General features: G+C 67.8%; 23 protein-coding genes and 1 pseudogene. 8 read left to right on the top strand and 16 right to left on the bottom strand.

The window, feature by feature from the left end; all coding sequences use genetic code 11:
- Positions 1–110 precede the first annotated feature (110 nt).
- From MKCMC460_RS03625 to MKCMC460_RS03615, 3 genes are all read right to left on the bottom strand, one after another.
- Positions 111–1,142: a L,D-transpeptidase family protein gene (locus tag MKCMC460_RS03625; protein ID WP_236980116.1), complete on the bottom strand. Its 1,032-nt coding sequence runs from the start codon at positions 1,140–1,142 to the stop codon at positions 111–113.
- Positions 1,143–1,261: 119 nt separating this feature from the next.
- Complete coding sequence (locus tag MKCMC460_RS03620; protein ID WP_238305313.1) at positions 1,262–2,515, bottom strand: MFS transporter; 1,254 nt, start codon at positions 2,513–2,515, stop codon at positions 1,262–1,264.
- 131 nt (positions 2,516–2,646) lie between these two features.
- The gene (locus MKCMC460_RS03615; protein ID WP_236980112.1) at positions 2,647–2,937 is read right to left on the bottom strand and encodes a metal-sensitive transcriptional regulator; all 291 of its coding nucleotides are present in this window, start codon (positions 2,935–2,937) and stop codon (positions 2,647–2,649) included.
- A gap of 85 nt (positions 2,938–3,022) precedes the next feature.
- On the opposite strand from MKCMC460_RS03615, the gene ilvD reads away from it, so the two are divergent.
- The gene (gene ilvD, locus MKCMC460_RS03610; RefSeq protein ID WP_236980111.1) at positions 3,023–4,729 is read left to right on the top strand and encodes a dihydroxy-acid dehydratase; all 1,707 of its coding nucleotides are present in this window, start codon (positions 3,023–3,025) and stop codon (positions 4,727–4,729) included.
- A gap of 6 nt (positions 4,730–4,735) precedes the next feature.
- On the opposite strand, the gene MKCMC460_RS03605 is transcribed toward ilvD, so the two are convergent.
- Entirely contained in the window at positions 4,736–5,392 is a 657-nt protein-coding gene (locus MKCMC460_RS03605; RefSeq protein ID WP_236980109.1) for an O-methyltransferase, read from the bottom strand.
- Between the two features lie 202 nt (positions 5,393–5,594).
- Here MKCMC460_RS03605 and MKCMC460_RS03600 point away from each other — a divergent pair, with 202 nt between their 5' ends.
- Positions 5,595–5,741, top strand: a complete 147-nt coding sequence (locus MKCMC460_RS03600; RefSeq protein WP_236980107.1) for a metallothionein — start codon at positions 5,595–5,597, stop codon at positions 5,739–5,741.
- A gap of 35 nt (positions 5,742–5,776) precedes the next feature.
- Here MKCMC460_RS03600 and MKCMC460_RS03595 read toward each other — a convergent pair whose 3' ends face one another.
- Genes MKCMC460_RS03595 through MKCMC460_RS03580 form a run of 4 tightly spaced genes read right to left on the bottom strand, consistent with a single transcriptional unit; the run spans position 5,777 to position 10,020 of the window.
- Entirely contained in the window at positions 5,777–7,885 is a 2,109-nt protein-coding gene (locus MKCMC460_RS03595) for a glycoside hydrolase family 3 protein (RefSeq protein ID WP_236980105.1), read from the bottom strand.
- Complete coding sequence (locus MKCMC460_RS03590; RefSeq protein ID WP_370653066.1) at positions 7,882–8,400, bottom strand: TIGR04338 family metallohydrolase; 519 nt, start codon at positions 8,398–8,400, stop codon at positions 7,882–7,884. The genes MKCMC460_RS03595 and MKCMC460_RS03590 overlap by 4 nt, the downstream gene beginning before the upstream one ends.
- The gene (locus tag MKCMC460_RS03585; protein ID WP_236980103.1) at positions 8,397–9,146 is read right to left on the bottom strand and encodes a DUF2786 domain-containing protein; all 750 of its coding nucleotides are present in this window, start codon (positions 9,144–9,146) and stop codon (positions 8,397–8,399) included. Before MKCMC460_RS03585 ends, MKCMC460_RS03590 begins: the two co-directional genes overlap by 4 nt.
- Positions 9,147–9,180: 34 nt before the next feature.
- On the bottom strand, positions 9,181–10,020 hold the full coding sequence (locus MKCMC460_RS03580) for an alpha/beta hydrolase (RefSeq protein ID WP_236980101.1): 840 nt from the start codon (positions 10,018–10,020) through the stop codon (positions 9,181–9,183).
- Between MKCMC460_RS03580 and MKCMC460_RS03575 the strand changes: the two are divergent.
- Positions 9,968–11,090, top strand: a pseudogene (locus MKCMC460_RS03575) (sigma-70 family RNA polymerase sigma factor). The gene MKCMC460_RS03580 and the pseudogene MKCMC460_RS03575 sit on opposite strands and share 53 nt — an antisense overlap.
- A complete protein-coding gene (locus MKCMC460_RS03570) occupies positions 11,087–12,508 on the top strand; it encodes an alpha/beta hydrolase domain-containing protein (RefSeq protein WP_236980099.1) in 1,422 nt (473 codons plus the stop codon). The pseudogene MKCMC460_RS03575 and the gene MKCMC460_RS03570 overlap by 4 nt, the downstream one beginning before the upstream one ends.
- Here the strand turns inward: MKCMC460_RS03570 and MKCMC460_RS03565 are convergent.
- Complete coding sequence (locus MKCMC460_RS03565) at positions 12,505–13,641, bottom strand: dihydrodipicolinate reductase (RefSeq protein WP_236980097.1); 1,137 nt, start codon at positions 13,639–13,641, stop codon at positions 12,505–12,507. The genes MKCMC460_RS03570 and MKCMC460_RS03565 overlap by 4 nt on opposite strands.
- Before the next feature lie 104 nt (positions 13,642–13,745).
- Between MKCMC460_RS03565 and MKCMC460_RS03560 the strand changes: the two genes are divergently transcribed.
- The 4 genes from MKCMC460_RS03560 (at position 13,746) to MKCMC460_RS03545 (ending at position 17,994) form a co-directional block, all read left to right on the top strand.
- Positions 13,746–14,567 carry a MarR family transcriptional regulator gene (locus MKCMC460_RS03560; protein WP_236980095.1) on the top strand — a complete coding sequence of 274 codons (822 nt, stop codon included), beginning with the start codon at positions 13,746–13,748 and terminating at the stop codon, positions 14,565–14,567.
- Positions 14,568–14,572: 5 nt separating this feature from the next.
- Positions 14,573–15,292 (top strand): pirin-like bicupin family protein, encoded by a 720-nt coding sequence (locus MKCMC460_RS03555; RefSeq protein ID WP_236980093.1) that lies wholly within the window; start codon positions 14,573–14,575, stop codon positions 15,290–15,292.
- A gap of 35 nt (positions 15,293–15,327) precedes the next feature.
- The gene (locus MKCMC460_RS03550) at positions 15,328–16,806 is read left to right on the top strand and encodes a DUF3533 domain-containing protein (protein WP_238305311.1); all 1,479 of its coding nucleotides are present in this window, start codon (positions 15,328–15,330) and stop codon (positions 16,804–16,806) included.
- A gap of 66 nt (positions 16,807–16,872) precedes the next feature.
- Positions 16,873–17,994 carry a phosphodiester glycosidase family protein gene (locus tag MKCMC460_RS03545; RefSeq protein ID WP_236984598.1) on the top strand — a complete coding sequence of 374 codons (1,122 nt, stop codon included), beginning with the start codon at positions 16,873–16,875 and terminating at the stop codon, positions 17,992–17,994.
- A gap of 142 nt (positions 17,995–18,136) precedes the next feature.
- Here MKCMC460_RS03545 and MKCMC460_RS03540 read toward each other — a convergent pair whose 3' ends face one another.
- From MKCMC460_RS03540 to MKCMC460_RS03510, 7 genes are read right to left on the bottom strand one after another with little or no spacing between them, the layout of a single operon-like run.
- Complete coding sequence (locus tag MKCMC460_RS03540) at positions 18,137–18,808, bottom strand: YoaK family protein (protein WP_238305310.1); 672 nt, start codon at positions 18,806–18,808, stop codon at positions 18,137–18,139.
- A gap of 19 nt (positions 18,809–18,827) precedes the next feature.
- Entirely contained in the window at positions 18,828–19,637 is an 810-nt protein-coding gene (locus MKCMC460_RS03535) for a mammalian cell entry protein (protein ID WP_238305309.1), read from the bottom strand.
- Positions 19,604–20,155 (bottom strand): mammalian cell entry protein, encoded by a 552-nt coding sequence (locus tag MKCMC460_RS03530; protein ID WP_236980087.1) that lies wholly within the window; start codon positions 20,153–20,155, stop codon positions 19,604–19,606. The genes MKCMC460_RS03535 and MKCMC460_RS03530 overlap by 34 nt, the downstream gene beginning before the upstream one ends.
- On the bottom strand, positions 20,152–21,138 hold the full coding sequence (locus tag MKCMC460_RS03525) for an RDD family protein (protein ID WP_236980085.1): 987 nt from the start codon (positions 21,136–21,138) through the stop codon (positions 20,152–20,154). Before MKCMC460_RS03525 ends, MKCMC460_RS03530 begins: the two co-directional genes overlap by 4 nt.
- Positions 21,135–21,986, bottom strand: coding sequence for an Mce protein (locus tag MKCMC460_RS03520; RefSeq protein WP_236980084.1), 852 nt, complete (start codon positions 21,984–21,986; stop codon positions 21,135–21,137). The genes MKCMC460_RS03525 and MKCMC460_RS03520 overlap by 4 nt, the downstream gene beginning before the upstream one ends.
- A complete protein-coding gene (locus MKCMC460_RS03515; protein ID WP_236980082.1) occupies positions 21,956–23,515 on the bottom strand; it encodes an MCE family protein in 1,560 nt (519 codons plus the stop codon). Before MKCMC460_RS03515 ends, MKCMC460_RS03520 begins: the two co-directional genes overlap by 31 nt.
- Positions 23,509–24,630: a virulence factor Mce family protein gene (locus MKCMC460_RS03510; RefSeq protein ID WP_236984596.1), complete on the bottom strand. Its 1,122-nt coding sequence runs from the start codon at positions 24,628–24,630 to the stop codon at positions 23,509–23,511. The genes MKCMC460_RS03515 and MKCMC460_RS03510 overlap by 7 nt, the downstream gene beginning before the upstream one ends.
- Positions 24,631–24,634: the final 4 nt, after the last annotated feature.

The following is a 24,634-nucleotide window of genomic DNA, read 5'->3' as shown; positions in this document are numbered from 1 at the left end:
CGCACGGCATGAAGCCGACCCCAGCCCGGCCGCCTCGGCCGGCGAGCGTGCGGGAGGCTGCCCTCGACGACGACGAATCGCGCGCAATGAACCCGAACAGGCCGAGCCGGCTACAGCTCCCAGTCGTTGGACCCGTCGTTCTTGGGCACACCGACGGAGTTCTTCACGATGATGGGGTCACCGCTGCCGAAGTTGTCGAAGAACCACTTGGCGTTGGAAGGGCTCAGGTTGATGCAGCCGTGGCTGACGTCGCGCTTGCCCTGATCGCCCACCGACCACGGCGCACTGTGCACGAAATTGCCGCTGTTGTCGAAGCGGACGGCGTCCGACACGGTCACCTTGTAGCCGTTGGCCGAGTTCACCGGAACCCCATAGGTCGAGGAATCCATCACCACCGTCGGCATCTTCTCGAGCACGTAGTAGGTGCCGTTGGCGGTCTGGTGGCCGCCCGAGGCCATGCCCATCGACATCGGGAACGTCTGCACGACGGTCCCGTTGCGGGTGATCGTCATCTGGTGGGTGGCGTCGTCGGCGGTGGCGATCAGCGAGTCTCCGGTGCGGAAGCTCGACTTGGTGCCGGCCGCGTCGATGTTCACCGCGGTGTTGGGCGGCCAGAACGCCAGCGGGCGCCAGCGCACCTGCGACGGGGTCAGCCAGTAGAACTTGCCCGGCACCGGCGGGATCGACGAAATGTGGATGGCGCGCTCGGCCATCGCCTGGTCGGCGATTGGCACCTGGAAGTTGATGATGATCGGCTTACCCACGCCCACCATCGCACCGTTCACCGGGTTGAAGGTCGGCGGCCGGAAGGGCGGCTCACCCACGAACGGGGTGTTGTCCTGTCCGGGCGGCGCGGGCCCGTCGGCCACCGGAGCCGCAACCGGCGCCCCCGGAAGGCCCGGGACACCGGGCACGCCGGGGGGCGGAGCGAACGGGTCGGGCAGCGGCGGCAGCGCGAACGGTTCGGGCGCGGGAGGATCGGCGGGAGCGACGACAGGGCCGGGGTCGCCGGGTGCGTCATCCGGGTCGGCGACGGCCGGGCCGGCACCGAACACCAGCAGGGCGACCCCGCATGCGTTGAGAGCGGCCACCAATATGGCCAAGAGACTTCTCCTCGAAAAGCCCCTCATCCAGCGCGACATATTTCTTTCCCTCCGGTTTCAGACTCCGCCCAGTGTGGCACAACGAAATTGCCGAATAGCCATTCGAAGAGCCCGGCGTGACGGTCCCGAGTCCCGGTTCAGGGTGCTGAGCTGCGGCGTTAGCCGTCCTGTGAAGTTGCCTCCGCGGAGTCTTCGGCAGGGGGTTCGATCACCCGCCGAATCACGGTCATCGCCAGCAACGCGATTCCCATCAACCCCGCCGACGCGGTGAGCATCATCGCCACGCTGCGCTCGTACAGCAGGCCGCCCGCCAGCGAACCGGCCATGATGCCCACCTGGAAGGCCGTCACGTACAGGCCGGAGGCGCCGTCGGGGTCGTCGGCGCCGGCGCGCATGGCCGCGGCCTGCAGCATCGGCGACACCGCGGTGGCCGTCGCACCCCACAACACGATCGCCGCCACCCCGAGCATCAGCACCGTCAGCGCCGAGCCGCGCCACCCGTACGCCAGCACGCTGAGCAGGGCACAGGCCGTCGTCAGCCCCGCCATGCAGAAGATGATGGCGCCCTTGGGGCGGCGGTCCAGCGGCCGTGCCACCATCCCCACCGCCAGCACCCCGGCGATGCCGTACGCGGCCAGCACCCACGCCACGTTGGGTCCGCGCACGCCGACCACCTGCTTGATGACCTCCACGATGTAGGTGTAGGACACGAAATGCCCGGTGACGCCGACCATGGTGATCAGGCTGACGATGATCAGCCCCCGATTGCGGTGGTGCGTCGACCGCGGGCCCACGTATTGCAGCTGGTCGTCGGTCAGCATCATCTCGGGCAGCACCAGCCGGACCGCCACGGTGACGACGGCGGCCGCGACGGTGATGCAGACGGCGGCCAGCCGCCACCCCCACATCAGGCTCAGGGCTGCGGTGAGCGGGCTGCCGATCACCAGGGCCAGGCTCGTCCCGATGTAGATCGACATGGTGGCGCGTCCGGCGTGGCTGGCCGGCACCAGGCGGGTGGCGATCGGGGCGATCACCGACCACAGCAGGCCGTGGGTGATCGCGCACAGCACCCGGCCGGCGGCCAGCACCGCGAAATTGGGCGCCAGCGCCGAGACGAGTTGCGAGACGGTCAGGCAGACCAGGCTCAGCAGCAATGCCCGCCGCCGCGGCCAGTGCGCGGTCCAGCGCACCAGCGGAACCGTGGTCAGGGCGGCGACGAACGCGTACCACGACAGCAACGTCCCCACCCACACCACGGTGACGTGCAGGTTCTTGGCCATCGCCGACAGCGCGCCGACCGGGAGCAACTCGGCGGTGACGTAGATGAAAGCGGCCGCCGCCAGCACCGTCAGCTGCACCGCGATCCGTGGCGTCCACGTTCGTGCGGCGGCGGTTCCGGGTTCGGCAGTCATGGCAGTCATAAGTGTGGGGCACGCAATCGGCCTGGTGCTGCGGTAGCTCGAGGGCACGAATTCGCTGCCCTCACGGTACGCAACCAGGTAGCGGCATCAGCCGACATTGCGGTTCAACACGCCCGCACAGATCAGGAACGAACGAGTCTCGCAATGGCCGCGGAGGCTTCGGCGAGCTTGCCGTCGGCGTCCGGTCCGCCTTCGGCCACGGCACGGGTGACGCAGTGGGTCAGGTGCTCGTCGAGCAGGTTCAACGCCACCGACCGCAGGGCGCTGTTGACGGCGCTGATCTGGGTGAGGACGTCGATGCAGTACTTGTCCTCGTCGATCATCCGCGCGATGCCACGCACCTGGCCTTCGATACGCCGCAGTCGCTTGGCGTAGTTGTCCTTCTCCTGCGCGTATCCATGTGGCGCTGTCATCCGGCCATTTTATACCCCGTCGGGGTATCACTTACGGCACGAAAACGATTTTGGCACCGATCACGGTGCACCGCATACTTGCACAATGCCCTCAACCGCTGATCAAGCCGACATCAAACCCCGCAGTCGCGACGTCACCGACGGTCTGGAGAAGGCCGCCGCTCGTGGCATGCTGCGCGCCGTAGGCATGGTCGACGAAGACTTCGCCAAGCCGCAGATCGGGGTGGCGTCGTCGTGGAACGAGATCACGCCGTGCAACCTGTCGCTGGACCGGCTGGCCCAGGCGGTCAAGGAGGGTGTGTTCCAGGCCGGCGGCTACCCGCTGGAGTTCGGCACGATCTCGGTCTCCGACGGCATCTCGATGGGTCACGAGGGCATGCACTTCTCGCTGGTCTCGCGCGAGGTGATCGCCGACAGCGTCGAGACGGTGATGCAGGCCGAGCGCCTGGACGGTTCAGTGCTGCTGGCCGGCTGCGACAAGTCGCTGCCCGGCATGCTGATGGCGGCCGCCCGGCTGGATCTGGCGTCGGTGTTCCTCTACGCGGGCTCGATCCTGCCGGGGGTGGCCAAACTGTCCGACGGCAGCGAGCGCGAGGTCACCATCATCGACGCTTTCGAGGCGGTCGGCGCCTGCGCGCGCGGTTTGATGAGCCGCGCCGACGTCGACGCCATCGAACGCGCCATCTGCCCCGGTGAGGGCGCCTGCGGCGGCATGTACACCGCCAACACGATGGCCAGCGCGGCCGAGGCGCTGGGTATGTCGCTGCCGGGCAGCGCGGCGCCGCCGGCGACCGACCGACGTCGGGACGGGTTCGCCCGGCGTAGCGGGCAGGCCGTCGTCGAACTGCTGCGCCGCGGCATCACCGCCCGCGACGTCATGACCAAGGAGGCGTTCGAGAACGCGATCGCGGTGGTGATGGCGTTCGGCGGCTCCACCAACGCGGTGCTGCACCTACTGGCCATTGCGCATGAGGCCGAAGTCGAGCTGTCGCTGGCGGACTTCAGCCGGATCGGGTCGAAGGTGCCGCACCTGGCCGACGTCAAACCGTTCGGCCGGCACGTGATGTCGCATGTCGATCACATCGGCGGGGTGCCGGTCATGATGAAGGCGCTGCTGGACGCGGGCCTGCTGCACGGCGACTGCCTGACGGTGACCGGCAGGACGGTCGCGGAGAATCTGGCCGACATCGCCCCACCCGACCCGGACGGCAAGGTGCTGCGCGCGCTGAGCAATCCGATCCACCCCACCGGCGGCATCACCATCCTGCACGGATCGCTGGCACCGGAGGGCGCGGTGGTCAAGTCGGCCGGCTTCGACTCCGATGTGTTCGAAGGCACCGCAAGGGTTTTCGACGGCGAGCGGGCCGCGCTGGACGCGCTCGAGGACGGCACCATCACCAAGGGTGACGCGGTGGTGATCCGTTACGAAGGCCCCAAGGGCGGGCCAGGGATGCGCGAGATGCTCGCCATCACCGGCGCGATCAAGGGCGCCGGGCTGGGCAAGGACGTGCTGTTGCTGACCGACGGGCGGTTCTCCGGCGGGACGACCGGTTTGTGCGTCGGGCACATCGCCCCCGAGGCCGTCGACGCGGGGCCGGTCGCATTCCTTCGCGACGGCGACCGGATCCGGCTCGACGTGGCCAACCAGACGCTGGACGTGCTGGCCGATCCCGACGAATTCGCCGCACGCCAAACAGGTTTCACTCCGCCGCCGCCGCGTTACAAAACCGGTGTGCTCGCCAAGTACGTCAAGCTGGTCGGCTCGGCGGCGGGTGGCGCTGTCTGCGGCTGAGCTTCCTCAGCGCACCAACGCCACCGCGAACCCGTCCCAGCCCTTGCTGCCGACGGTCTGCAGCGCCGCGGCGTCCAACCGTGGATGCTCGCCCATCGCCTGCAGCGTCCCGCGGGTCGCGGCGACGCGGGCGTCGTCGGATTCGGTCAGCACGTGCCCGCCCCGAATGACGTTGTCCACCACGATCACCGTGCCGGGGCGCCCGAGCTTGATCGCCCACTCCAGGTAGGTGGCGTTGTTTTCTTTGTCAGCGTCGATGAACACCAGATCGAACGGGCCGTCGGTGATCGTCGGCAAGGTGTCCAGCGCGGCGCCCGCCACCACCCGTACCCGGTCACCCAGCCCGGCCCGCTCGATGTTGGCGCGGGCGACCTCGGCGCGGTGTGAGTCGTATTCCAGCGTCACCACGCGCCCCTCGGGCCCGGCGCCGCGCGCCAGCCAGATGGTGCTGTACCCGCCCAGCGTGCCGAGTTCGAGAATGCGGTGCGCTCCCATGGCCGAGGCCAGCAGACACAGAAATTTGCCCTGCTGCGCCGACACCGCGATGTGCGGCAGTCCGGCGGCGTCACTGGCCTCGACCGCCGCGGCCAGCACGGGGTCCAGACCGATCAGCGTGGTGTCCAGGAACGCGTCGACGGCTTGTGGGGTCGCTTCTTCAGGCATAAGTCAACGCTAACCAAATCGCCGATCTTGACAATTTAGCGACGCAAGACGACGGCGAAATTCCGCCTGACATCTTGGGGCCGGATCGGCCGGATCCCCGCTCATCCGCCTCGATTGCTTTACCGGGTACCCCTATGGGGTATATGCTGCGGAGGCGGAGGTTACCACTCCGATTTGTGTCCCGAAGATGAGGTGAAATGCAATGACAACTCACGAAGCTGGAACCGAGCTGACCTGCGGCCACGAGGGCTGCGGCTGTCGCGTCCGGGTCGAGGTCCCCTGCCACTGCTCCGGTGCCACCGAGCCGTACCGCTGCACCTGCGGCGAAGCGCTGGTCCCCGTCAAGTAATCCCAACTTGCCGGGCGTGCGTTCGGCCGTGCCCCTCAGTGCCCGAACGCACGCCCGGTCAACTCGACCTCGGCGGAGAGTTTCAGGTCCACCGCCGACGCGCCGACGGCCACCGCGTGCCGGCCCGGCGCGATCCGCCAACTTCCCTGGCGGTAGCGGGCCAGCAATCGCGGATCGGATTCGATGCTCACCCGGCGCGATTGACCGGGTTCGAGTTCCACTCTGGCGAATCCCAGCAGCCGCAGACACTTTTCCTCCGGCGTGCCGGTCAGGTACAGCTGCGGCACGTCGGCTCCGGCGCACCGCCCGGTGTTGACCACGGTGACCGCGGCGGTCACCGTGTCGCCGCCGGCGACGTCCAGCTCGCGATACTCGAAACTTGTGTAGGACAGGCCATGGCCGAACGCGAACAGCGGAGCCTGCCCGGTACGCGCGAACCAGCGGTAGCCGACGTCGGCGCCCTCGGAATAGTCGATCGTCGTCGGCGCACCGGGCGGGGCATCGGGCAAACGCGGCCGCGGCGTCTGGTCCAGGTCGGCCGGAAAGGTGATCGGCAGCCGACCCGACGGATTCACTTGCCCGGCAAGTACTTCCGCGATGGCCTGACCGCCCTGCTGCCCCGGATACCACGCTTGGACGACGGCGCTTACCGCTTCCCGCCAGGGCATCGCGACCGGGTTGCCCGTCTGTAGCACCACTACCGTGTTCGGGTTGGCGCCGGCCACCGCGGCGATCAGCGCGTCCTGCCCCCACGGCAGCGACAGGTCGGCGCCGTCGAAGCCCTCCCCTTCGGCGCGCACCGCGAACACGATCGCGATGTCGGCCCGGCGCGCCACCGGTACCGCCTCGGCCGGGCTGATGCCGGGGTCGAATTCGATCTGCGCCTGTGGCAGCACTTTGCGCAATGCGTCGAGCGGGCTCGACGGCGTCAGGTACAGGTTCCGCATCCCGGCCTCCAGCCCCGCCCCACCGATCGGGATCACCTCGGCATAGCCACCCGGCGGCAGCACGGTGCTGGACCCGTACCCGGCCGGCACACCACGATGCGCATACCCGCCGATGACGGCGATCCGGGCGTCCGCTCGCAGCGGCAGCACACCCTGGTTCTGCAGCAACACGATGCCCTGCCTGGCGATATCGGCGGCAATGTCGCTGTGCATGTTGGTATTTGGCTCAGGTACGTCGACCCACCGGTCGATCCCGACGGCGAACATCGAGCGCAGGATCCGCCGCACCATGTCCGCCAGCCGGTCTCTGCTCAGCCGGCCGTCGGCGTACGCGGCGCGCAGCGGGGCGCCGAATGTCTCGGCCTGCCAGAGCAAGGCGTCGATCTGGGCGCCGCACTCCTGGTCGAGGCCGGCCAGCGCGCACTCCCAACTCGGCGTGCCACCCCAGTCCGACATCACCCAGCCGCGATACCCCCAGGCGGTTTTCAGCACCTCGTCGAGCAGCACACTGCTGGCCGCGCAGTAGGCACCGTTGACTTTGTTGTAGGCGGCCATCACCGCGCCGGGCCGGCCCCGCTCGATCGCAATCTGGAAAGCCAGCAGATCCGATTCGCGGTGTGCGTCGGGGTCGATCACCGCGTCCAGCCAGTGCCGGTTGGTCTCGTTGCAGTTCAGCGAGAAGTGCTTGACCGTCGAGATGACGCCGTGCTGCTGGATACCGAGGACCTGCTCGGCGGCCAGCACACCACTCAAAAGCGGGTCCTCGGAAAGGTATTCGAAGTTACGGCCGCAGCGCGGGTCCCGGGCCAGGTTCATCGAACCGGCCAGCTGGACGTTGAATCCGCGGCTGCGCGCCTCGGCGCCGATCACCGACCCCGCAGCGCGGGCCAGCGCCGGGTTGAAACTGGACGCCAGGGCCAGTCCGGCCGGCAGCGCCGTAGCGGTGTCGCCCGGGCGGAAGCCGGGGTTGGTCACGCCCAATCCGGCGTCGCTCATCCGCAGCGCCGGCACCCCGAGCCGCTCGACCCCGGGCACGTAGCCGGCGCTCATCGGGACGCCGGGGGGGATGCGCTCGTCGTGCAGCGGCCACATGTCGCCGGCCCCCATCACCCCGACCAGCATCGCGAAGCGTTCGTCGTCGGTCAGCTGCGCTTCGACCTCGCCGGCCCGCAGGTCGGGATCTGCCGATTCGCTCACCGCACCCCCTCTTTGGCGTAAACCACCCGCAGCACGTGACCGGCTTCGGGCCCCATCACCGACTCTGCCAACTCGCACATCGTCGCCACGAACGCCGGACCGTGCGGCGGCGGCTCCTGGCACAGGTGGTGCGCAATCTCGTGCAGCACCACCAACTCCCGCATCGCCCAGTCGGCGGTAGCCCGGTCCGGTACGGCGATTACGCCGGTGCCGTCCCGGTTTTCGTAGTGCGCGGCGGTAGCCGCACGGCGTGCCCGGACCCGCAGCGGCGACACGGCGGGCCACCGTTCGCGCACCGCGGGGAACGCCAGCACGCCGTCGACGTAGCGTTGCACCGACTCCACCGACGCGAATCGCCCCTCGGGGGGCAGCGTCAACTGCGTGCCGAAGAACTCCAGACTGGGTGAGCCGTGCTCGGCGGCCCGATCGAAGATCGTCCGGACAAACCCTTCGGCCGCATATACTTTGGCGCGCTGGGCATCCCGCGGCACACCCGCACGCGCCGGCGAACTCAACTGCCCAGCGCGGTCCGCGCCCCGGGTAACTCGGGACTGTTGCCCAGCCGCGCCCGCCGACCGGCCCGGTCGCCCGCTCGCCGGGCCGCCGACGAATATCCGGCACTGGCCCGGTTGGCCTGCCAGCTACCGCGGGCCTTGGACGTGCTGCGGTAGAAGTCGCGCAACTCGAGTTCCTTGTCCCGCAAGGCAATTGCGGTTCCCGGCGCACGGGCCCGGTCCTTACTGACTTCCTGGCGAGCCTGCTCGCGGGCCTCCGCGAGCCGCTGCCCAACCCGTGCGCCGAAGGCCAGCTGGAAGTTGAGCCGGGCGGTGATGGTCGGCGTGGGCCGGTGCGCGCCGGTGGCCAGGTAGGCGTCGGAGGCCCGGACCATCTGCACCACCAGGCTGGCGTAGAGGGCATGCGTGGCGTCGATGTCCTCGCCGAACCCGTAGGCGTACAGGAACGTCGAGTTCGACGCGATGTCGCAGCGCACGTCGTTCGCCGCGGCGATGAGCACGAAAAGCTGTACGTAGGTGCGTAATCCGCGGGTGCCCGCGTTGCCGATGGTGATGATGCGCTGGGTGGGAGCCTGCGCGGCGGATCGGTTGGAGGAATGCGAACGCGCCACCGCCAGGTCGATGGACGCGGCCGTCGCCAACCGCTGTGCGGCACTGAGGAACGCGTCGGCTTCGTGGGTGTTGTCGGTACCCTCCGCCTGGCGCAGCAGGGCCGCGATACGGGACAGCATCTTGTCGTCGGTCATGACGCCAAGCTAGTCACGGGGTCCGACAATCCGGTCATATGCGCAGGTTGATCCATGAGATCACGTCGCGCAGCACCTGGTCCTGCTCGGGTTCGTTGAATACCTCGTGATAAAGCCCGGGATACTCCTTGAGCTCGACGTCGGCCGAACCCACGCACTCGGCCAGGCGGCGGCTGCCGGCGATCGGGATCAGCCGGTCGTCGGTGCCATGCACCACCAGCAGCGGAGCCGTCATCGCCGGCGCCCGCTGCGGCATCGTCTCGCCAACCTGCAGCAACGCCCGGCCGATCCCGAACGGCACCCGGCCGTGGTACACCAGCGGGTCGCTCTGGTAGGCCGCCACCACCGCGGGGTCGCGGGAGATGCCGCTGACGTCGAGTTCCTGCACCGGCAGCCCGGGCACCAGGGCGCCCAGCGCCTTGGCCACGAACGCGACCACCGGGTTCACCACGTCCTGGGCCGCCACCGCGGGCCCCGACAGCACCATCAAATCGTAGTTGTCCGGCCGTTCCACGCCGTAGGCGAACACGATCCCGCCGCCCATGCTGTGCCCGAGGACAATGCGTTTCAGGCCGGGATGCTCGCGGGTGGCGATGCCGACCAGGGTGTCGAAGTCGGCGGTGAATTCGGTGATGTCGCGCACCACCACCCGCTTGCCGCCCGAGCGGCCGTGGCCCCGGTGATCCAGCGCGTAGGTGACCAGCCCGGCCTCACCGAACCGCTGGGCCACATGGTCGTAGCGGCGGGCGTGCTCGCCGAGGCCGTGCGCCAGCACCACCACCGCACGCGGCGCGACGTCCGGTGTCCACACGTCGTAGACGATGCGCGCGCCACCGAGACCGTCGAATGTTCTCTCCGTGCGGGTGGTAGTCATCGAGTGCAGCTTACGGGCTCGCCGGTAACGCCACTCGGCGTGTGTCGGCGGCTCTGCGTAACCTCAGACGAGTGAGTGTCGTCACTGAAAACATGCGGAACGAGCGGCTCGGCAAGCCGGGCGGCGACTTCGCCACCCACGCCGAGCCGTACCGGCGCGAACTGCTCGCGCACTGCTACCGGATGACCGGTTCGCTGCACGACGCCGAGGACCTGGTGCAGGAGACGCTGCTGCGGGCCTGGAAGTCCTACGACCGGTTCGAGGGCAAGTCCTCGGTGCGCACCTGGCTGCACCGGATCGCCACCAACACCTGTCTGACCGCGCTGGAAGGTCGGCAACGCCGGCCGCTGCCGACGGGACTGGGCACCGACAGCGCGGACCCGACGGCCGAGCTGGTCGAGCGCGCCGAGGTGCCCTGGCTGGAGCCCCTGCCCGGCAAATCGGACGACCCATCCGACCCCTCGGACATCGTCGGCTCCCGGGAGTCGGTGCGGTTGGCGTTCGTCGCCGCGTTACAGCACCTCTCGCCGCGGCAGCGCGCGGTGTTGCTGCTGCGCGACGTGCTGCAGTGGAAGGCGGCCGAGGTCGCCGAGGCGATCGGCACCACCACCGCCGCGGTGAACAGCCTGCTGCAACGCGCCCGCTCCCAGCTGGAAACGGTCGGGCCCAGCAGCGACGACCGGTTGTCCGCACCCGACTCGGCCGAGGCGCAGGACATGCTGGCCCGCTACATCGCCGCGTTCGAGGCCTACGACATCGACCGGCTGGTGGAGCTGTTCACCGCCGAGGCGATCTGGGAGATGCCGCCCTACACCGGCTGGTATCGCGGGGCGCGGGACATCATCACCCTGATCCACCAGCAGTGCCCCGCCGAGCTGCCCGGCGACATGCGGATGATCCCGCTGGTCGCCAACGGCCAACCGGCCGCTGCCATGTACATGCGGATGGGCGACCGGCACGTGCCGTTCCAGCTGCACGTGCTCGACGTCCGGCCCGCCGGGGTATCGCACGTGGTGGCGTTTCTCGACGGTTCGCTGTTCGCCAAATTCGGACTACCGGAGTCGTTGTGACGACTTCACCCACCGCGGTACCGGTGCCGGGAAAACCACTGCTTCTGTTGGGCGCCTTCGACATCGGCGACGTCGGCTATGTCGCGAACGAGTTCTTCATGTCGGCAACGGCCTCGTCCTACCGCCCCCAGGGCGACCTGGGACCCGACGGGCGTTGGCATGTAAACCCATCGGCGACAGGCGAATACACTACCCGGGTGGTGGTGCTGACCCCCACCGACCAGACGAGGTTCAACGGCACCGCACTGGTCGAATGGCTCAATGTCAGCGGCGGCATCGACGCCCCGGCGGTATGGATGATGGCGCACCGGGAGGTGCTGCGCGCCGGCTACGCCTACGTCATGGTTTCGGTGCAGAAGGTCGGTGTCGACGGTGGCATGAGCCTGCTCGGCATCGACATGTCCTTGAAGAGTCAGAATCCGAATCGGTATGGCGAGCTGAGTCATCCCGGCGACGCGTTTGCCTACGACATCTTCTCCCAGGCCGGCCAGCTTGTCCGAGACGGCGGCATCCTGGGCGGGCTGAGCGCCGAACATGTTGTGGCCCTGGGTGAATCCCAGTCGGCTATGTTCCTCACCAGCTACATCAACGCCGTCGACCCGCTGGCGCAGGTCTTCGACGGTTTCCTGGTGCATTCCCGGTTCGGGCCGGCCGCCCCGCTGGACGGCGGCTCCATCTTCGAGGTGCTGGAATCCGGCACCGCGCAAGCCGTCAAGTTCAGCCCGGACCTGCGGGTCCCGCTGCTCACGATCATCACCGAGACCGACCTGTTCGGAGCCCAGCTGCTGGGCTACCACGCTGCCCGGCAACCCGACCACGATCTGCTGCGGGTCTGGGAGATCGCCGGCGCCGCACACGCCGACAACTACACCATCCAGGTCGCACCGATCGACTCCGGTTTCGCTCCGATCGAGGACCTGGCCGCCGCCTACGCGCCTACCAGCAACCTGATGGGCCAGCAACTCGACCACCACATCAACTTCGGACCGCAGCACCACTACGTGGTGCAGGCCGCCCTCGCCGCACTGCACAGCTGGGTCCGTGATGGCACGGCACCGCCCACCGGCCCCCCGCTGGAATTGCGCGAAACCGCCAGTCCGGAACCGGTTTTGGATGTCAACGGCATCGCCGTGGGCGGGGTGCGGACCCCCTGGGTCGATGTCCCGGTCGCCCGGACCACCGGCGCAGCCGAGACGGGCGAGACAGGCGAGACAGGCGAGAACATCATGGCCGCCATCTTCGGCTCCGGCGAATACTTCGACGAGGCCACCCTGAGCCGGCTCTACCCCGGCGGCGTCGACGAGTACCTCGGCAGTTTCACCGCCGCACTCGACTCCGCGATCGATGCCGGCTTCATCCTCACCGCCGACCGCGACGAGATCCTGCAGCTCGCCGCCGCGACCTACCCGCGCGGCTAGAACAGCCTGCTGTCCGGCGACGGCCCGGACACCGAACGCACCAGACCCGCGCCGGTGACCAACGGCAGGTCCAGCGCCGACAGCAGACCGGGCCGCGCCGCGCACACCGCGGGAATCGCATTCACCATCCGTGACGCACCGGCCATCCGAGCGCCCAGATCGTGGTCGTGGTCGTCGGCCATCTCGAACTCGCACCGCATACTCGGTGAACCCTCGATCTCGACGCGGTACAGACCGCGCCCGGATGCCGCGCCGTAGCCGAGGTCCTTCGGCTCGATGCTGATGTGGGGCTGCGGCCAGTCCGGTGCGATGTCGTCGCGCATCCGCGTCACGTGGTCGAGTACGAAAGTGGGCTTCTGTCCAACGAATCCGGTCAGCGTCGAGCGCATCGCCGCGATGGTGCCGCCGGCGATGTGGCCGGTAGGCGTGTCGAAGGACTCGGGCGCGGGCACCCGTTCGACGTTCTCCTCCACGCGGTCGATCTTGACGTCGAGCCCGGCCGCCAGCTGGTGAAGCACCGGTCCCCAGCCGAAGGTGAAGATCCCCGGGGTAGCGGCGAACGGCGTGACCTCTGGCGGCTTGCCGAATCCGAGGATCTCATACACCGCCTCGCGGTCCGGATAGGTTGCGTAATTGAACATCTCGGTCACCCGAACCGATTCGATGACCCGCGATACTCCCGAAAGGACCAGCGGCAGCACATCATTGGCGAATCCCGAGTCGATCCCTGTGGTGAGAAACGACACCCCACCGTCCAGCGCCGCCTGCCGCAACGGTTCGGTGAGCGCGTCGAGATCCGGCGCGTCCGGATATACCAACGGCACCACCGAACACGACACCACGTTCTTGCCCGCCCGCAGAATCGACACCATGTCCTGCACAGCTTCCAGCGGCCGCAGGTTGGCCGCCGCCGCATACACCACCACGTCGGCGTCGCCGGCCAGCAGCCCAGCGGGGTCCTGGGTGGCCACCACCCCGACCGGCCCGATCCCGCAGAGCTCGCCCGCGTCGCGGCCGGCCTTGGCGTCGCTGTGCACCACCAGGTCGACCAGTTGCAGTTGCGGATGGTCGATGACTCCGCGCAGTGCGATCACACCCATCGACCCCGGGCCCCACACCCCCACCTTCAGCATCATTATCTCCTAATATTAGGACAGCTATATCTATATTTTGGTCGGATGGTAGGGAGTGATCCGTGAGGGCGTCAACCGCCAAGTCGCCGCCGACGAGCCGCGTCATGACAGTGCTCACCGCGCTGGCCGACGCCCCGGACGGGCGGTCGTCGGCCGAGCTGGCCAAGCTCTGCGGCATCAGCACCTCCACCTGCGCGCTGATCCTGACCGAGCTGGAACGGCGCACCTGGGTGGCCCGCCGCGACGACCGCCGCTACGTTCTGGGCAGCGGCCTGTTCGGCCTGGTGCACGGCCTGCGACGCACCTTCCCGCTGCTGGACCGCGGCCGCGAGGCGCTGCGCTACCTGCACGACACCCTCGGTGCGGGCTGCTCCATGTCCAAGATCGGCGCCCGGCATCTGACCACGGTCGACGCCTACGGTCACGGCACGGACGGCGAGCACGCGGTGGGGCAGCGGTTCCCCATCGACCCGCCGTTCGGGCTGGTCGCGGTGGCCTGGCGCGACGAGGAGTTCGTGAACGCCTGGCTACGCCGAATCACCCCGCGCCCGGCTGGCACCGACGTGGCCCAGCACCGCCGGGTGCTCGCCGACATCCGGGCCCGCGGCTACGGCGCGTGGCGATTCGACGACACCCACCAGCCGCTGCACGATCGGCTGGCCACCGTGCTGGCCTCCCTGGAGCCCACCGCCGCGGTCACCCGTCAGCTCACCACGCTGATGACCATGGTGACCCTGCGGTCGGTGACCGATTCCCTCGAAACAGAGCTTCCTACAACGGAATTCGTCGTGCTTCCGATTTTCGGGCGCGACGGCCAGCCCGAGTACCAGATCGAGATCCACCTGGGCGGCGCGCCCGAATTGTCGCTGCCCGAACTCGAGGATGCATTGCGGCACGCCCAGGGCCTGCTCGCCGCACTACTGTAGAGACCATGCCCGTGGATATCCGGCGAGCGGCCGACCGGGCCGTCACCACGACGGATTGGCTGCAATCGCGGCATTCCTTCTCGTTCGGCGACCACTACGATCCGGACAACACCCACTTCGGCCTGCTGCTGGTGAACAACGACGACATCGTCGCCCCCGGCACGGGGTTCGGCACACATCAGCACCGCGACATGGAGATCCTGACCTGGGTACTGGAAGGCGAACTGACACATCAGGATTCGACCGGCACCCGGGGCGTCATCTATCCCGGTCTGGCGCAACGCATGTCGGCCGGCAGCGGAATCCTGCACTCGGAGACGAATGAGTCCGTCACGCAGCCAGTGCATTTCGTGCAGATGTGGGTCGTTCCCGACGAGGCGCCGGTCACACCGAGCTACCAGCAGGACGAAATCGACAATCAGCTGGGCAACGTCGGCTTGGTCACTGTCGCCTCCGGCATTCCCGGCCACGACGCAGCCCTCCGATTGCACAACCGCGCGGCGGCGCTGCACGTGGCGCGGCTGAGCGAAGGCGACACCGTCACTCTGCCCGATGCTCCCTACCTGCACGTATTCGTCGCACGCGGGCGCGTGAGCCTCGAAGACGGTGGCGAGCTGAGCGAAGGAGACGCGGCCCGGCTCACCGAATCCGGCGCGCGGCGCCTGACCGCCCGCCAGGCCGCCGAAGTACTGGTGTGGGAGATGCACGCGAAGCTGGGTGGCTGACCGACATTAGAGTGAGCTCGACAGACAGGAGCCTCATGTCTTCCACTCAGCCCCGCCACGCCGCCCCCAAACCCGACCGGAATACGAAGTCACTTCGGACGGTGCGGTTCTGGTTGGCACCCATCGTCATCACGGCGGCGTTCCTGGCCGCACTGTCCGCGCTCTACCTGGGCGGTATCCTCAACCCGACCACCAACCTGCGGCATTTCCCGATCGCGGTGGTCAACCAGGACGCCGGCCCCTACGGCAAGATGATCGCCGACGGCCTGGTCTCCGCCCTGGACAAAGACAAGTTCGACGTTCGTGTACTGCCGCAGGCCGAGGCCAAACAACAGCTGGACCGGGCCCAGGTGTACGGGGAGATGGTGATTCCGCCCGGATTCTCGCTCAAGGTGCGCGACCTCGGCGAGAGCGCGTTGACGGCCAACCGCGCGGAGCGGCCGACGATCACCGTGCTGACCAACCCGCGGGCGGGCACGTTGGGTGCGAGCATCGCCGGACAAACCCTGACCCGCGCCGCTGCGACCGCGAATAGCAGGATGGGCGAACGGCTTTCGGCCGATGTGATCGCTCAAGCCGGTGGCGCGCCGATGGCCGGCGCGGCGGTGCTCGCCTTGAACAGTCCGATCGAGATCAAATCCGACATCTACAATCCGCTACCCAATGGCACCGGAAATGGGTTGTCGGCCTTCTACTATGCCCTGCTGCTGTTGCTGGCCGGCTTCACCGGCAGCGTCGTGGTCAGCACCCTGGTCGACTCGATGCTTGGTTACGTACCAGCAGAATTCGGCCCGGTGTACCGGTTCGCCGAGCAGGTGCGCATCTCGCGGTTCCGCACGCTGCTGATCAAGTGGGGGATGATGGTGGTGCTGGCGTTGCTGACGTCGGGCATCTACCTGCTCATCGCGGACAAACTCGGCATGCCCGTCACGCTGGGAGGGCAGCTGTGGCTCTACGGCGTGTTCGCCATCACCGCGGTGGGTGTCACGTCGAGCTCGCTGATCGCGGTGTTCGGGTCGATGGGACTTCTGGTCAGCATGCTGATCTTCGTGATCCTCGGCCTCCCGTCGGCGGGTGCGACGGTGCCGCTCGAGGCGGTCCCGCCGCTGTTCCGCTGGCTGGCCGAGTTCGAGCCGATGCACCAGGTGTTCCTGGGCGTGCGCGCGCTGCTCTACCTCGACGGCCACGGCGATGCCGGCCTGTCCCAGGCGCTGTCGATGACGGCGATCGGCTTGGTGATCGGGCTGTTGTTCGGCGGCATCGTCACCCACCTGTACGACCGCAAGGGATTCCACCGGATTCCGGGTGCGATCGCACATGCGATCGCGGCCGAACACCAGGCTGCCCATCAGGCCCGGGAGAAGTCGCGCGACAAGGCCAAAGACACCGAACCCGCACCCCAAGCCGAGCCCGCACCCCAAGCCGAGGCCGAAACCCAAACCGAGGCCGAAACCCAGACCGAGGTCGAGGCCGGGACCGTCACCGCTCCCGAAAGCCCAAGCGAGCAAACGTAATTCCGGCGCGGCCGAACCGTCACGCAGCTGTGACTTAAGTTGACAGTGTGACGGATGTGACTGATTCTGGGTTGGTCGCTTCCCCCCGGGCCGAAAGGGCTTTCCGTGCTGACGCCAGTTGCCGTCGTGCGCAGACTGACGGCGAGTTGCGCCGCCGTGGCGCTCTGCGTCGCGCTGGCCAGCACCACCGGGCAGCCCGTCGCCCGCGCCGCCGACGCCCGCGAACTCCTCGAGCAGGCCATCGCCAACACCAAAGGCACCTACCTGGTCTACAACTTCGGCGGTGGTCACCCGATGCCCGCCGTCGACGGAGCCGGCGGCGCGTACGAGCTGAACAACGGCGGCCACCTGATGATCATCAAGCAGGCCTCCAGCCGGCTGCAGCCACATCTGCTGGTGGACACCCACCAGGGCGACCAGGCCCGCTGCGAGAACAATGCGGGCGCCCGCACCGGCGAGGGACTGTGGCAGGCCAGCGAGGTGTACGCGCCGCTGCAGGCATGGGCCCGGATGGGTCAGCCGACGATCGCGATCAATGCCAACTTCTTCGATGTCCGCGGTCAGAAGGGCGGCTCCTGGCGCGAAACCGGGTGCAGCTCACCGCTGGGCGCCTTCGTGGACAACACCCACGGGCAGGGCCGGGCCAACCAGGCCGTCACCGGCACCGTCGCCTACCCCGGCAAGCAGGGATTGTCCGGCGGCAACGAATCCTGGACGTCGCTGACCACAATGATCCTGCCGGTCGGTGGCGCGCCATACGTGTTGCGCCCCAAGGGAAGAGAAGACTACGACCTCGCCACCCCGGTGATCGCGGACCTGCTCAACAAGAACGCCAAGTTCGTCGCGGTGGCCGGCATCGGTCTGTTGTCACCGGGCAACCTCGGCCAGCTGCACGACGGCGGCCCCAGCGCGGCCCGCACGGCGCTGGCCTACAACAAGCAGAAGGACGAGATGTACATCTTCGAGGGTGGTAGCTACACCCCCGACAACATCCAGGACCTGTTCCGCGGCCTGGGCAGTGACACTGCGATTCTGCTCGACGGGGGCGGCTCCTCGGCGATCGTGCTGCGCCGCGACACCGGCGGCATGTGGGCCGGCGCGGGATCACCCAAGGGCTCCTGCGACACCCGGCAGGTGCTGTGCGACTCCCACGAGCGCGCCCTGCCCAGTTGGCTGGCGTTCAACTGATCGTGGCGAGCGGCCCCAAATGTACGGTCGCAGGCCCGATTTAGCGCGCATATGAGGACGCTCGCGGAAGGGGCTAGCGCACCGGCGCCCGCCCTTGACCGCCACCTCTGCTGATTCGCGTGTGCCAAGAATCAGGCACCGATCACGCCCGCCCGAACCGGAAGATCAACAGGCTGACGCCCACGATCACCGCGGCCAGCCCGAGCACCGGCGCCACCGCGAACCGCGTGATCGTCGCCCCCACCACAGCACCACCGCACATCGTGAACACCACGCTGTAGCGCAGCTTTTCGCGGCTACCGATCCCGCCGGCCAGCCGGCTGTCCACCCCGAGGCCCACGATCGTCGACGTCAGCACCGTCGTGGTGAGCTCCTGGATGCCGAACTGACGAGCGGTGGAATGCTGCAGACCGAAGGCGATCGCCAGCCCACCGATCAGGTACAGCTTGGTGTTGTCGTGATAGCCGAACACGCCGGTACCGGCCAGCACGGACAGCGCCGCGAGCAGCACCGACTCGGCGCCCAGCGCCGCCGTGAGCCAGGGTCGGGTCCGGTCGCCGAAATGACGCATCAGCCGGCCCCCCACGATGGTGCCGGCGACGAAGGTGACGAACGCGATCAGTGCCGCGGTCAGGTCCACATTCGAATTCGGGGCGAACCAGAAGCCCAGGAAGATCACGTTGCCGGTCATGTTCGCCACGAACACATGGCCCAGCACCAACACGCTAACGGCGTCGGCCAATCCGGTGACGAACGTCAGCAACAGCAGTGCCGTGACGGTCAGCCGCTCGGATACCGGGGACGCAGCCACCATCGCCGGAGCCCTGTCGCCGCTACAGCTGGGGCGTCACGTCCAGCGAGGTGACGGTGTTCATGCTCGTCACCAACCATTTGTCGTGCTCGCGCTTCATCTGCAGCCGCAGCGACTTGTACTGCATTGTCGGGATGTTCTTCTTCAACGGCGTCGTGGTGGTGGTGTTGGCGTAGACGATCACCACCGCGTTCGGCAACTGCAGCGATTCGACGGCGATGCCCGACACCACCGTGGAGGTGGTGATCTTGGTCTGCTTGGTGGGCGCCACGATGGGCTCGACGAAAGCCCGGTATCGGGCGCCGAAATCGCCGCCGAGGTAACGGCCGGCACGGTCGGACAGCTTGTCGACGTCCTCGGGTGTGTAGCTGAACAACGCGGTGACCGCGTCCTTGGCGGCGCGGGCCACGTTCTCCTTGATCTCGACGGTGGCCGTCGCGGACAGGTACGGCTGCACCATGGCCCCGGCGAACGCGGCCGAGCCCACGAACAGGGTTGCGACCAGACCGACGACCACCGCGGCTGCCCGCCGGCCGAACTTCTTCTTGGGCGTCTTGGGCTTCTTGGGTTTGTCTTTCTTCAGGCTGGCCTTCTTGACGCCGGTCTTGGCAGCCCTGCCGGAGCGGCCGCGCCGCTTGCTCTTCTTCGCAGTGTCGGTGGCCGGCGCCGCGACCGGTTGCTCGGCGTCACCGGAGTCCGGGTCCGAATCCGGCTCCTCCGCAACAACTTCGGTGTCGGATACCGCTGCCGTCCCGCCGTCGACATCGCCCGGGGTCGCCTCGTCCCCGGTCTGGTCGGTCAGATCACCTGCCACAGGTTGCTGATCTTCCACTGATTTCCTTCCTGCGTCGCCGTTGCCGACCAGCGGTCGACGTTCTCGAAGACCTGCTTGCCGTCAGGCGATTTGGAGGTGACGGAGGTGGCCACCAGGACGGTGACGCTGCCGTCGTCGTTCCACCGTTCCACACCGGCCTCTAGAACGGTCCCGGTGGAGCGCTCCGAACGAGCGACCTGCAGCAGGATTTCGTTGGCCTTGGCCTCATACTCCTTGTGGAAATCTCCGGTCGCCTGGCCCAGTACCCGGTCGATGTAATCGTTGGCGTGAAACGGATCCAGGGATGTGAAGCCGGTCATGAACCATTTCACGTAATTGACCGCTGCCGTCTCCCGCTCCGCGGTGTGGTCGCGGTCTTGATGGTCGACGAGCAGCAGGGTGGACACCACGATCGCCGCGACCATCAGCAGACCCGTGAAGGCGGCGACGACAGGCAGTTCCCAGCGCCGACGGGGCACCTGTTGCGGCGTCAGCAGCGCCGGCTCGCCGGGCGCGTACTTGCGGCGCGGACTCACTTGGCACCTGGCTGCAGCTTGGAGGTCACCGGGGTCAGTTCGTCGACACGCCAATGGTTTTGGTGGTCTTTGACGAATTTCACCCGGACGGTGGCGGTGATGTACCGCACGTCGGGCCCGGTGCCGCGGCGGCCCTGCATGAACAGCAGCATCGTTGCCCGGTCGGTCGTGGCCGACAGAATCGAATTGGCGGTGACCCAGTATTCGTTGACGACAGGGTTGCGCTTCTGGACCTTCTGTTGCTCTTCGGCCAACTGCGGACGGTACTTGTCGGTGGTCAACGCCAGTGCGCGGGCGAAGTCGTCGTGCAGTGTGGCGGGGTCGTAGGTCAGCATCTGCGCGACGATCGTCGGTCCCTGACTCGATATCTCGGCGCGGGTGCGGTCGACGGCCTGCGCCGGCGAGTAGCTCATCTGGTAGGCCACGCCCGCCGCGTCCAGGCAGATGGAAGCCGCGACCAGCAGGGCAACGGCCGTCCATTGCCGCACCTTCTCGGGCTGCTCGTGCGGCACCACGCGCAGCACCTCGGTGCCGGTCACCATGTCGGCGAACGTACGGCGTCCCGAATCCCAAAGCGGCCAAAGCCAACCCACCAACACCGCTGCGGTGTCCAGCAGGTGCGCCAACTCGCGCAGCAACAGCCGCCACGGGCTGAGTTCCCCGCCGTCGCGCCGTACCACGGCGACGCCGAACAGGGCGCGGCCCAGGCTCCACCCGGTAATCGACGGCAGCAGCAACCGGTTGACCAACACCGCCAGCACCACCACGCCCAGCACCGACATGCATACCCACCACCACGCGCTCCATACCGGGAGCGTGAAAGAGGCCAGCGCCAGAGCTGTCACCGCAGCAACCCCGGGCAGCACGTCGACAACCAATGCGGCGGCACGCAAACGCCATGGCGCCAAGGCCTTCTCGGGCAAATCCTGGGCGATCTGTGGGGTCATGTCCGTGGTCTCGCTGGCTTCGACCACCACCGTCACTGCTTCACCTGTTCGAGCTTGGAGATCTTGTAGGTGCCCTCGGTCGGCGTCATCGTCGCGCGCAGCCGATACCCGGACTCCTGATTCTGCGTCTGATCATTGGACACCGTAACCCGCAGCGCGACAAGCACTTTCACGGATCCGTCGCTGTTGTTGCCCTCGACGGCGGCGCGCAGCTGCGATACCTGCAGGTGCACGTTGGCGGCCTGGTACGCCTGCACCAGCATGCTGCTGTAGAGCAGGGCCTGGGTGCGGTACTGGTCGGTGCCGCAGTCGATGATCTTCTGCTGGCTGGCCGCCATGGTGTTGATGTCGGGTGCCTGCGTGGCGGCCACGCAGTCGATGGCTGCCTTCAGCGCGACGGCGTTGTTGCGCTCCAGATCCTGCATCTCGCGGTGCATGTGCAGCGCGTAGTAACCGCCGAACGCGACACCGCCGGTGACTATGAGCAGGACGGCAGCGATACCGATCAGCCACGCCTTGCCCACCCGCGACGGCCCCCGCTCGGCGACGGCCGCAGCCTCGGCTGCGCCTTCGGAATCTCCCGATTCCTCAGCCGCCTCGGAGCCGGTCTGGTCGGCTCCGCCTTCGGAATCTTCCGATTCCTCAGTCGTCTCGGAGCCGGTCTGGTCGGCTCCGCCTTCGGAATCTTTCGATTCCTCAGTCGTCTCGGAGCCGGTCTGGTCGGCTCCGCCTTCGGAATCTTTCGATTCCTCAGTCGTCGCCTGGGCGTCAGTCGGCGCGGCTCGGACCTCGGATTCCTGCGTATCCTCGGTCTGTGCCTGGGTGCCCAGCGAATCGTCCGCGTCGATGGGGTTCAGCTGGCTCCCGCCAGCATCTCCTGCCATCCGTCGTCTCCTAGTTTGGTCGAGTTCTCGACGGAGTACCTGACCCCGTCGGGCCCCACCAGTTCACCGCTTTGCGGACTGTAGACCGCCGAGGGAGGCCCGCCCGGGTTGTAGACACAGGGATTGGGCTGCTGTCCGTTGCACTGTACTGAACCAGTACCGGGCCGCGTCAGCGGGTCGCTTTTCGGTGGGGGGGTCAATCCACCCGGCGGCAACCTGTCGGCGGGCAGCGGGTTGAGCCCGTTGTTGACGGAGGGCGCCGGAACCACCAGACCCGGCTTGACCGGCTGGTCGCAGCGCGCCCCGGGTGCCGGGCAGGACAGCAGCTGGTTGGGGTCGCCGTACCAGGGGTTGGTGCCGGCCGGCTCGTAGGGCTTGGTGCTGCGGCACTCGCGCGGCGTGGCGGCCCGCTTACCGGGCACGTCCACACACGGGATGTTGCGCGACCCGCGCACGCTGTTGGCCGGCGTGTCCATCGGGATCTTGCAGTACGTCCCCACCGGCAGCGGCTGATTGCTGATGTCGGCGAATGAGCGCCACTGCTCGGCCGGAATGAAGCCGGTCAGGCACGGCGGCGGCTGGTTGATTGCCAGCGCCAGGTCCAGGGCCGCCTGGTTCGGGAAGGGGGCGGCCACCGTCTGCGCGATCGAGGCGCCCTGCGGCAGGAACACCAGCACCTGCTCGAGGCCATTGTGGTAGCGCTTGAGCAGGTCGATGACCACCTCGAGGTTCGCCAGCGTCTGCGGCAACGAGTCGTGCACGTCGGTGAACACCTGGTTGACCTGGTCGGCCGTGGGCGCGGCCTGGGTCAGCACGCTGCGCAGGTGCTGGTCCTCCTGCGCGGACTGCGCAGCCAGCACGTTCAGGTTGTGCGACCAGCGCGCGATGGCGCTACCCGAGGTGACCTGACTGTCCAGCACCGGCCCGGAGTTCTGGATGATGTCGTTGACGTCGTTGATCTGCGTGTGGAAGTCGCCGACGATCGCCTGGGTGGCGTCCACCAGCCGCTGCAGCGCCGGACCCAGTCCGCCGACCGCTTGCGCCGTCTCGTCGAGCAACTGCGGAATCTTCTCCCTGGGCAACACCGCGAGTCCGCGGTTGGCGGTGTCCAGTGCCGGCCCGATCTCGCTGGGCACAGTGCCCTTGGTGATGGTCTGACCCGACGAGAAGAACTTGCCGGGGTTGCCCGTCGAGACCAGGTCGAGGTACTGCTCACCGACCGCCGACACCGAGTGCACGTTGGCGGTGGCGTCGACCGGGATCTTGTAGCGGCTGTCGATGCTCAGCTTGGCCCGCGCGCCCCACTCCGTCGGTTCGACCTCGGTGACCTTGCCGATCGTGATGCCGCGATAGGTCACGTTCGCCGTCGGGTAAAGGCCGCCCGATGCTGGCAGGTTGGCGGTCAGCTCGTAGCGCCCGATCCCGACCAGGGTCGGGATCTGCAGGTAGTAGATGCCCAGCACGGAAAGCGCTACCACCGTCAGGGCCAGGAACATCATCAGCTGGCGCTTGATGAAAGGGGTCAGCATTGGCCTCGCTCCGCCCTTTCCACCAGCGGCCCGCCCGGCGCGTCAAGCGGGTTCGACGTGTAGCGGACATCGGGGATCATCGACTCCGGGTCACGCCCGAACGACTGCTCGATGGCACGCAGGGCGCCGGAGAAGCCGGTACCGGTCAGCACCGCGTTGTCGACCGAGCTCAGGGTCACGTCCAGGGTCGCGTTGATGTTGAAGTAGTCACCGCGGAACACCGCCGGAACCGAGTCGACGTCGAACGGCTGCGTCAGGATCAGCTTCAGCGCGCCGATCAGGTACGGCGACCCACGGCCCAGTTCCCGCAGCGGGCACTGCAGCAGCTGCAGGTTGGTGTGCAGGGGGCCCTTGGCCTCGGACAGGTACTGGTCGGTGACCTGGCTCAGCCGCCCGACCGAGTCGACCGCGTTGATCAGCAGGTTCTTGGTGTCGGCGAAGTGCTTGAGCAGCGGCGGGAAGTCGGTCAGCACGCGGTCCAGCACGTCGCTGCGGTTGCCCACGTAACTGAGCAGGCGGTTGGTGGAGTCGATGGCATGGGTGATGTCGTTGCGCTGCTCGTTGAGCTGCCGGGTGAACGTGTCGAGTTTGCCCAGGAAGCCCCTGATCTGGTCGCCCCGGCCGTGGAAGATGGCGTAGATCTCGTTCTGCAGCACTTCCAGGTTGGGGATGCCGCCGCCGCGCAAGATCAGCGACACCACGGCCAGGGTCTGCTCGATGTTCGGATAGACGGACGAGTTCTGCAGCTTGATCGTGTCGCCGTTGCGCAGCAGATCGCTCGACGGGTGCTCCGGAGCCAGCAACTCCACGTGCTGCGAACCGAGCAAGCTGGTCTGGCCGATCTTGAGCAGCGCGTTCTTGGGGAGCTTGACGTCCTTCTTCAGGCCGAGCGTCAGGGTGGCGATCCAGTTCTTCAACTCGATCTTGCGGATCGAACCCACTTCGACGTCGGCGACCATCACCTTGCTGTTGCCGTTGATCGCCAGCGTGTCCGGCACCTGCGCATAGACGGTGTAGGCGCCTTCGCCGCTGCCCGGTGCGCCGGGGATCGGCACTTGGGAGATCCCTTTCCAGCCACAGGAGCTCAGCACCAGCGCGGCGCACAACAGCACCATGCCA

Source organism: Mycobacterium sp. 20KCMC460 (assembly GCF_022179425.1).
Taxonomy (GTDB): domain Bacteria; phylum Actinomycetota; class Actinomycetes; order Mycobacteriales; family Mycobacteriaceae; genus Mycobacterium; species Mycobacterium kiyosense.
This window is presented reverse-complemented; position numbering and strand designations above follow the sequence as displayed.

Excerpts from the sequence above, each read along its gene's own strand:
- MKCMC460_RS03625 (WP_236980116.1), bottom strand. The coding sequence starts at position 1,142 with ATGTCGCGCTGGATGAGGGGCTTTTCGAGGAGAAGTCTCTTGGCCATA.
- MKCMC460_RS03620 (WP_238305313.1), bottom strand. The coding sequence starts at position 2,515 with ATGACTGCCGAACCCGGAACCGCCGCCGCACGAACGTGGACGCCACGG.
- MKCMC460_RS03615 (WP_236980112.1), bottom strand. The coding sequence starts at position 2,937 with ATGACAGCGCCACATGGATACGCGCAGGAGAAGGACAACTACGCCAAG.
- ilvD (WP_236980111.1), top strand. The coding sequence starts at position 3,023 with ATGCCCTCAACCGCTGATCAAGCCGACATCAAACCCCGCAGTCGCGAC.
- MKCMC460_RS03605 (WP_236980109.1), bottom strand. The coding sequence starts at position 5,392 with ATGCCTGAAGAAGCGACCCCACAAGCCGTCGACGCGTTCCTGGACACC.
- MKCMC460_RS03600 (WP_236980107.1), top strand. The coding sequence starts at position 5,595 with ATGACAACTCACGAAGCTGGAACCGAGCTGACCTGCGGCCACGAGGGC.
- MKCMC460_RS03585 (WP_236980103.1), bottom strand. The coding sequence starts at position 9,146 with ATGACCGACGACAAGATGCTGTCCCGTATCGCGGCCCTGCTGCGCCAG.
- MKCMC460_RS03580 (WP_236980101.1), bottom strand. The coding sequence starts at position 10,020 with ATGACTACCACCCGCACGGAGAGAACATTCGACGGTCTCGGTGGCGCG.
- MKCMC460_RS03565 (WP_236980097.1), bottom strand. The coding sequence starts at position 13,641 with ATGCTGAAGGTGGGGGTGTGGGGCCCGGGGTCGATGGGTGTGATCGCA.
- MKCMC460_RS03560 (WP_236980095.1), top strand. The coding sequence starts at position 13,746 with ATGACAGTGCTCACCGCGCTGGCCGACGCCCCGGACGGGCGGTCGTCG.
- MKCMC460_RS03555 (WP_236980093.1), top strand. The coding sequence starts at position 14,573 with ATGCCCGTGGATATCCGGCGAGCGGCCGACCGGGCCGTCACCACGACG.
- MKCMC460_RS03550 (WP_238305311.1), top strand. The coding sequence starts at position 15,328 with ATGTCTTCCACTCAGCCCCGCCACGCCGCCCCCAAACCCGACCGGAAT.
- MKCMC460_RS03540 (WP_238305310.1), bottom strand. The coding sequence starts at position 18,808 with ATGGTGGCTGCGTCCCCGGTATCCGAGCGGCTGACCGTCACGGCACTG.
- MKCMC460_RS03520 (WP_236980084.1), bottom strand. The coding sequence starts at position 21,986 with ATGGCAGGAGATGCTGGCGGGAGCCAGCTGAACCCCATCGACGCGGAC.
- MKCMC460_RS03515 (WP_236980082.1), bottom strand. The coding sequence starts at position 23,515 with ATGCTGACCCCTTTCATCAAGCGCCAGCTGATGATGTTCCTGGCCCTG.
- MKCMC460_RS03510 (WP_236984596.1), bottom strand. The coding sequence starts at position 24,630 with ATGGTGCTGTTGTGCGCCGCGCTGGTGCTGAGCTCCTGTGGCTGGAAA.